This is a genomic window from Sphingobacterium sp. UBA7253 (assembly GCF_002472745.1).
GTDB classification, from domain to species: Bacteria; Bacteroidota; Bacteroidia; order Sphingobacteriales; family Sphingobacteriaceae; genus Sphingobacterium; species Sphingobacterium siyangense.
This window is the reverse complement of sequence record NZ_DKSP01000172.1, coordinates 1-7,788: the sequence shown is the minus strand read 5'-3', so window position 1 is coordinate 7,788 and position 7,788 is coordinate 1. Positions and strand designations below refer to the sequence as shown.

Here is a 7,788-nt window from a genome sequence, read left to right as displayed (position 1 = left end):
AATATGAGCTTTTTTCCCCCTATCATTACTAGATGTTTGGTCTTGTCATCATCTATAACTTTCATCAGGTTAACAACAGTAGATTTGTTAATCCTAATAAATTTACTTTCAGGTAGAGTTCTCTCAAGCTCCCAAAGCGGGATGGGAACAGTAATCATCTTATTTTCCAAGTATACTAAGGAGTAGTTGTTTTTTGTTTCAATATGAGATATACTGGTAAAACTAATTTTCCTGTCTATTCCATTTTCTCTATACGCTAGATACAGATCGTTATTCAAAAGATAGAAATGATTCTCAACAACAAATAGCTTGTTTGCTTTTTTTACCGCACGAGTGAGATCTTCAAACAATATCGGTTTTAATAAATAATCAACAACATTCTCTAAACTGTAAGAATCGAGTGCGTATGATGCAAATCCAGTAGTAAAAATAATTTTTTTGTCAGGTAGCCTTTTAGCTGCTTCAAATCCCGACAAATCAATCATATTTATGTCCAAGAAAACGAGGTAAACTTCATTTTTTTCAACAAAAGATATAGCTTCAGTCGCGTTAAGGAAAGTTCCTACAATTTCCAGTTGGGGAATTGTTTTGATCAGCCTTTCAAGGTTTTGTATAGAGTTAATTTCATCATCTACAATAATACATTTGATAAATTCCATAAGTACCTAATTAAAGTGAATAATGAGTTCTGCAGAGTAGTCTTCCTTTGTCTGGTTAGTTTTAAGTTTATATGTATTTGGATAATTTGATTCAAGAATCCTTTTTACATATGATAGGCCAATTCCTGTTGATTCATCCTTTATTCGGCGCCCAATTATATTATTGACGTTTAACTTAACCGTAGTTTTATCGACAGATAATTCAACTGTAATTTTCTTATCACCATGTTTAAAGGCATTTTCAACTAATGGCAAGAGTACATGAGAATGAATGCGATGGGTTTCATGATTCTCTACATCAGAAACGAGGGATACCATTAATTCAGGAAATCTTTTCGAATACAAATAAACGATTCCTTCAATAGCTCGAATTTCAGTTAGCAGTGGAATTTTTCCATCTGGCCCAAGCTTATTTATTCCAGAGCGTAAAATATCCATAAAACAGGCAATTCCGTAGGAAACGTTTGGACTTGATTCTGAAGCCTCCCTTCTTAAAACCTCAAGCGTGTTAAATATGAAATGCGGATTTATTTGTGCCCGGAGCGCTGCATTTTCAAGTTCTAACTTTTCTCGTTTCGAACTCTCTGCAATTTGATCTGCAAGTTTCTTCTGAAGCTCTATTTTCGATGTCCTGGACCAATACAATACACCTAATAAAGAGAATTTAAACCATTGAAAAAAAAAGTTTACTATTTGAGTATCCAAAGGTAAAGTTGATGAAGAAATTCTTCTCCCTAATAAAATTGGGGAGACAGAATAGGTATAGATAAATCTAGAAACTTCACTAGCAATTAGGATACAAAGAAAACCGGCAAGAGTTTTAATGTACTTATTTTTAGCGTAAAATTGAGGAAGAATCCAGAGTGTCGTGGAATAAAAGACACCGACAGAGATGAGATGAGAAACTGACGTTTCATAAATGAAATCATTCCAATTTTTCTCGCTATACCCGAGATTAAAAATTAAAATTGACACATAAATAACCCATACAGCAATATGGATTAGCACCACCTTCGTCCTTTCCATTTCTTATGTTTTTTTTGATTAACATAAGTAGCGTATTTAAATTTTTTCGCTACATAGAGGGGCCGAAGGTAGTGCTATATTTTATTTTTTGTTATTTTATTTTTATTCGTTGCAGAACTTCATTGTAAGGTAAGGAGGCGCGTTGTAGGGAACTGGGCAATTAAAACTTTGGGGCTTGGTAAAAACTGACGCCTCTTCACCAGCATGTAAATTGTGCATTTGTTTAGGCGTTAAATAAACAATTTTTTGAATTTTGAGAGTGAGTTTCGGATTGGATTGATTGTTCTTTTTCATAAGTATTCAATTAAAATTTAAGATAAAAACCTGGTTTTTTTCGTCTTGCCGAAAAATATTGCCTCTTTTCTTCATTTCCCTTATTTTATTTGGAAACACCCTTAAGCCACATATATCTTCACAGTGAATTTTTTATCTACGATTCGCTTTTGCGTTTTTCCTTTTGCGTTTTTCCTTTTGCGTTCATCTTGATAAAAACATATAAAGTCTACCAATAATAAAAAACTGGGTGTTTAAGACTTAGCTGTAAATCTTCTCACGCTCAAAATTTTCTAAGATTTTGTAAAGGTAGTTTATTAATGAAAAATATTATTATTTCTAACCTTATGAAATAATGATTTGATATAGAATAATTCCTTAAATGTTATTAAAAAATAAATTATTGAAATTATCATGATTGGTCAGACTATCGACTCAAATCGAAATTTGAAAATTAAAAGCTGGGTTATTTTGGGACTCTGTGTTCTTTACTTTGCTTTAATCTTATGCACTGCTGTAGGTGTATTTCGTTCCTCACATCCAGACAATTCCGGGTTAAATAAAAATGAACGGATGTTAATTAATACAAACGGGGGTTTTTACCTGTATCCTTACAGATACTCTCTGATACATTTACCAAATCAATAAAGCTACTGTTGCCACGCTCAATTTTCATATTTGTATTGCTTTTCTTTATTCCCTTTTTCGTCGTTGAAGCATCTGCTCAATCTGAAAATGGAATTAACGAAGCATCCTTATATCTTGAAAAAAGAACAACTGAGTTGAATAAATATATCAGACGCGCAGATCGCATCCAGCAACGCCTGTTGGGCCGCCTGCAGCAAAAAGAAGCACGTATGCTGGCCAAGCTCGCTGCTAAAGATTCGGTTGCCTACAAGCAATACCTGAACCGCTCGATAAGCTTTGATTCGATTGCCGTTTTATCCAAAGACACTACCGCTCTGGCCCGTATGGCCAAGCGGCGTAATGCCACCGTTGATAGCCTGATAGGCATCGGGCAGTTTATGCATAACCAGGGCAATAAACTTGCTGCCTTGGAGGGCATAAGCGGACAAGCGTTGCCCGGTGGCGATTACAGCGGCAAGATCGCCGGACTGCAAGGCAAGCTAAATGCCCAGCAACAGGTTAAAGACCTGATCCGGCAGCGCATGCAAAGCCTTGAGCAAATGGCTGCAGGTGCTGGTATACCCGGTTTACAGGGGATACAAAAAGAGGTATACTATGCCCAGGAAAAAATGAAAGCCTGGCGTGGCCTGGCCGATGATCCCGATGCTGCCGAAGAAAAAGCGATGGAATACCTGCAGGGTATCGAGGGTTTTGAAAGCTATATAGGCAATAATAAAAATGGTTTGGGGAGTGGTTTATCAGCTGCCGACTTGCAAAACATGGGTTACCAAACTAAGGGACAGGTACAGCAAATGCTCAGTGAAAAGTTTGGTAACCTGCAAGTCGTGCAACAGGCAATGCAAGGACAGATAAAAGATTTCAGCAATCAACTGGGTAAGGTAACCGATAAAGTAAAAGAAGCCGGCAACCTGGCACGGGAAGCCCGGCAGGGTCTGCAGGAAGCGAAGGCCACCAAGGATAAACTGAAGCGTATCGAAAAGCCCGCCTTTCATAAAAACCCGGAACGCGGAAAGCCTTTCTGGCAGCGGCTGGAGCCACAATACAACTTCCAGACTACGCGCGCTACGCCCGACGGCTTACGGCCGGCAATGGTGGAACTGGGAGCCGGTGTGGCCTTCAAACATACGCCCAGCCTGAGTTATGGCATCGGCATTGCTGCCAGTATTGGCCTGGGCCAGGACTGGCAACATATCCGCCTGAGTTATGAGGGTATTAGTACGCGGGTGTATGCCGATTGGAAACTATTGTATGGCTTTAGCCTGCAGACCGGTTACGAACGGGCTTTCCGTCCGCAGGACCGTGCTTACCTGGAAGATAACAGGAATGATCCGCAGTCTGTCGTAGCGTCTGGCAATGCGCTGAAAGCGGCATTTGGCGGGCAACAGGAGGCAGCCTATCTCGGCATCATGAAGCGCTACCGCATCAGCAGCAAATGGAACGGCACCTTTATGGCGGGGTATAATTTCCTGTGGCAGCAAAGCAATTTAAGAACCCCGTTTATGCTGAGGCTAGGCTGGGGAAAATAAAAATTAAAAATAAATCCGCCAAGTCATGGCGGACCTAAATAAGAGTTTTACCACAAAAACAAATATCTATGCGTAAACGATTACTATGGCTGATGCTGCTGGCCTTATCCAATATGGCCTATGCACAACCTGCCGGAACTCAAAATCCGACGAAGCTCGACTTCAACATTCCCACACCGAATACCGCTGCATTCAATAAGTACGGCAATATCCCGGTGAATTTGTTTAGTGGTCTGCCCAATATCAGTGTTCCTATCTATACGGTCAATGCGGGTAAACATACTTTACCCATCGGATTGAGTTACCATGCTGCCGGTATCAAGGTCAGCGACCTATCGAGTGATGTGGGCTTGGGATGGAGCCTCAATTCTGCCTACACTATTTCCCGCGTGCTCCGTGGCAAGCCGGATGAGCGCGGATATGAGAGTCAGCAGGGCGCTTCATTAATTGCCAAGGCAAGTCCCTTCCTTTCTGTAAACAGCACGATAGATACCTTTAAAGCGGTAGCAGACGGCATATGGGATACCCAGCCTGATGAATTCAATTTCAACATTGGAAGCGCTTCCGGGAAATTTATCATTGGCAATGATGGTATCATCACAATGCCCGACCAGGATGTAAAGGTATCCTATACCAAAACGCCGGTTGAGCATGATTTTGTTTTTGTGCTTACCGATGCCCAGGGCGTGCGGTATTATTTCAATGATTATTCGACGACCAGTTCTGAAAGTTGTTCCGACTTTGGTGGCACGATGGATTATGCCTCCACCTGGTATGTTTCTAAAATCATTTATCCCGATACCAAGGATAGCCTGACGTTCAATTATACCACGGAACTGCAGGCAATCACCACGATTTCAGAAACGAGAAACTATGACTATGGCGACATTAATCCTTACCCGGTCAAATCATCTGTTTGCTCATCGACCGTACATGTTTTTGAAAAAAAGCTCAACAGGATCGTATTTCCAAACGGCAGGGTCAACTTTAACTACAACACGGAAAAGTATGAGGTAGCAGGTACTAAAGCCCTATCTAACATCGAGGTATATGACAATGGCAGCAACCTGGTGCGGAAATTCAATTTAGGCTATACTTACTACAACGATATTTCAACAGATCCGATGGCTAAAAAACTCCGGTTGGATTCCGTATATACCAGCGTAGGCAGTGAGCTAATCGACAGGTATAATTTTGGATACGACGACAATTCGATACCCGCCTATGGCTCATTTTCCCAGGATCATTGGGGCTATTATAATGGCTACTCCAATAGTACCTTGATCGAGGGTAAGACCTTTACAGATGGAACAACAACATTTGATGTTATCGGCGGTAACCGGGATGTAAATCCGCTCCATACTAGGCGAGGTATACTCAACAGGATCTATCATCCAACAGGTGGCTATACTTATTTTGAATACGAAAACAATACAGTAGGCAAGGATTGCGGAGAAAATAATTACCTCGCAGAACCCATATACAGCTATACCAAGTATACGGCCTTTTCCAGTTGTAAATACAATAGTGCGACGCAATACCAAAATGCGACTACTACATTTACCGCACCCAGTACGCAGACCGTCACCATTCAAGTTGAACGCAATACCTGGACCTGTGTAGGCAATACCAAAAATTTTATCCTTAAGGATCTGACGACGAATCAGGTGGTTGCCCAAGGGGTTAATAATGTAAATTACCAGTTTATAGCCGGTCACAATTACAACCTCTATGTAGAGGCTGATTGCCGTTATGCTGAGGCCAATATGTATGACTGTGAGGACCGGATCAGGGCTAGTGTGACTTTTCAAAACATTGTGGGTTACGATAAGAATAAATTCGTGGGTGGGTTACGGGTAAAGCGCATTACCGACTACGATCCCTATAGTGCTGTATCCAATGTTAGAACTTATGATTACAGTTTGCCGGGCGAGCCGGACCGCTCCAGTGGCATTGCCCAGATGAAACCGAATTACGAATCCAATTACCGGTATCGTTTTACGCGCCCCAATGGAACTAGCGGTTATGATCTCATTGACATTACTTCTTACGTCTTTTCCTCGCTGGCCAATAATACTGCCCAGAACAACAGCAGTCCGGTAGCTTATAGCTATGTAAGGGAGACCTATGGCGCCAACGGCGAAGGTGGTAGCATATTGTACAATTTCAGCACGCCCTACCATAAATGCGAGATCAATTATCCTTTTGCCCCTGCCACAAGCTACGCACACCGTAACGGGCAGCTGCTTACTGCGCAGACCTTCGATAAGAATAACGTATTGCTCCGCAAGGTGGAAAATATCTACAGTTACCAGCTGGGCGGTTCGGTTAACGGTTGGAAAACTGCATATTCGGTCAATAAAGCCAATACTGAAGTGAAGGAGGTTTACAAATTTCGCGGGGAATTATATAGTTACCTGGGTGAAAAGGTGCGCCTGGTCAAATCAACAACAACTGACCTGACAGCCACGGGTTCGCTAATAACGACCACCTACCAAAACTATTTAGGCAGTAGTAACTACTATCCTTACCAAACCCTTACCCTGCAACCGGACGGCGCCCAGGTAGAACAAACGACCTACCTGTCTTCCGATTACAACACCAGCGCTTTGACAAGCCCTTTCCGTGCGCCCCTGGCTCTTAAATACATGAGCGAAAATCATCTCACCGCCTATCCCGTTGAAACTTTTACAAAAGTAGACGGTAAAGTAGTTTCTGGCAGTTTGACAGAATATGAGCTGAACGAGTTCCAGGGCTATAAAGTGCGTCCAAAGCGGCAATACAAATTACAGGTGCCTGCGCCCCTGACTACGTTTACACCCATGAACCTGTCGTTATCTAATGCCGGACCTTTCTTATTGAAAGATCCGAAATACAGCCTGGAGCTTACGTACCGGGCGTACAACGAGAAAGGCAATCCTGCCCTGATGTATGGCAACGGCCAACAAAGTATTGCCCTGATCTGGGGACATGACTTTAGTTACCCGATAGCGAAAGTGTTCGGTGATAGTTTATATAAGATCGGCTTTACCAGCTTTGAACCCGATGCCGCAGGCAACTGGTTGTATAACGAGGGGAATACCACTGCATCGGATAATGCCACAGGTAATCGTTGTTACATCTTATCGAATGGCGACATCACCTGGAATCCCAATGCATTGGCTGATATTCCGGGTTCGGAAGTAAGCGGTACACCCGTTAACGGCGGATTCATAGTTTCCTATTGGATAAAGAACGGCAATGCCCTGGTCAACGGAACAGCGCCCTATACAACGGGATCAACTGCAAACGGCTGGACCTATTGCGAACACAATATTTACAACCCAACAGGCGTCACCGTTACCGGAAGCGGATATATCGACGAGCTGCGCTTACACCCGATGAGCGCCACTATGGAGAGTTATACCTATGACCTGTTTAAAGGGATAACCAGCGGCAGCAATGCAGCGGGCCATATCTCCCGCTTCGAATACGATGTCTTCGGCAGGCTCGTCCAGGTAAAAGACGAGCAGGGCAATATCGTTAAACGCAATACCTATCAAATGCAAGCGGCACAATAATCCTGTTCTGCATCATTAATAAACGGCGTCTGCCATATTAAAATACTTATCTCATGCGTATTTCGCTCCAATATAAATTTACCGTAGCCCTGCTGT

The 7,788-nt window shown here is 42.3% G+C and carries 5 protein-coding genes; 2 read left to right on the top strand and 3 right to left on the bottom strand.

Going from position 1 to position 7,788, the window contains the following annotated elements; translation table 11 throughout:
- The 3 genes from B2X72_RS17410 to B2X72_RS17400 all read right to left on the bottom strand — a co-directional run.
- A partial coding sequence (locus B2X72_RS17410; protein WP_286850880.1) for a LytR/AlgR family response regulator transcription factor occupies window positions 1-659 on the bottom strand: 659 nt, incomplete at its 3' end.
- Window positions 660-665: 6 nt separating this feature from the next.
- Complete coding sequence (locus tag B2X72_RS17405) at window positions 666-1,685, bottom strand: sensor histidine kinase (RefSeq protein WP_070569920.1); 1,020 nt, start codon at window positions 1,683-1,685, stop codon at window positions 666-668.
- Between the two features lie 102 nt (window positions 1,686-1,787).
- The gene (locus tag B2X72_RS17400; RefSeq protein ID WP_070569922.1) at window positions 1,788-1,979 is read right to left on the bottom strand and encodes a class I lanthipeptide; all 192 of its coding nucleotides are present in this window, start codon (window positions 1,977-1,979) and stop codon (window positions 1,788-1,790) included.
- A gap of 635 nt (window positions 1,980-2,614) precedes the next feature.
- Here B2X72_RS17400 and B2X72_RS17395 point away from each other — a divergent pair.
- Entirely contained in the window at window positions 2,615-4,132 is a 1,518-nt protein-coding gene (locus tag B2X72_RS17395) for a hypothetical protein (RefSeq protein WP_139144897.1), read from the top strand.
- A gap of 68 nt (window positions 4,133-4,200) precedes the next feature.
- Window positions 4,201-7,692 (top strand): hypothetical protein, encoded by a 3,492-nt coding sequence (locus B2X72_RS17390; protein WP_070561823.1) that lies wholly within the window; start codon window positions 4,201-4,203, stop codon window positions 7,690-7,692.
- Window positions 7,693-7,788: the final 96 nt, after the last annotated feature.

What these genes read in the sequence shown, in the direction of transcription:
- B2X72_RS17405 (WP_070569920.1), bottom strand. Translation starts at nt 1,685, where the DNA reads ATGGAAAGGACGAAGGTGGTGCTAATCCATATTGCTGTATGGGTTATT.
- B2X72_RS17400 (WP_070569922.1), bottom strand. Translation starts at nt 1,979, where the DNA reads ATGAAAAAGAACAATCAATCCAATCCGAAACTCACTCTCAAAATTCAA.
- B2X72_RS17390 (WP_070561823.1), top strand. Translation starts at nt 4,201, where the DNA reads ATGCGTAAACGATTACTATGGCTGATGCTGCTGGCCTTATCCAATATG.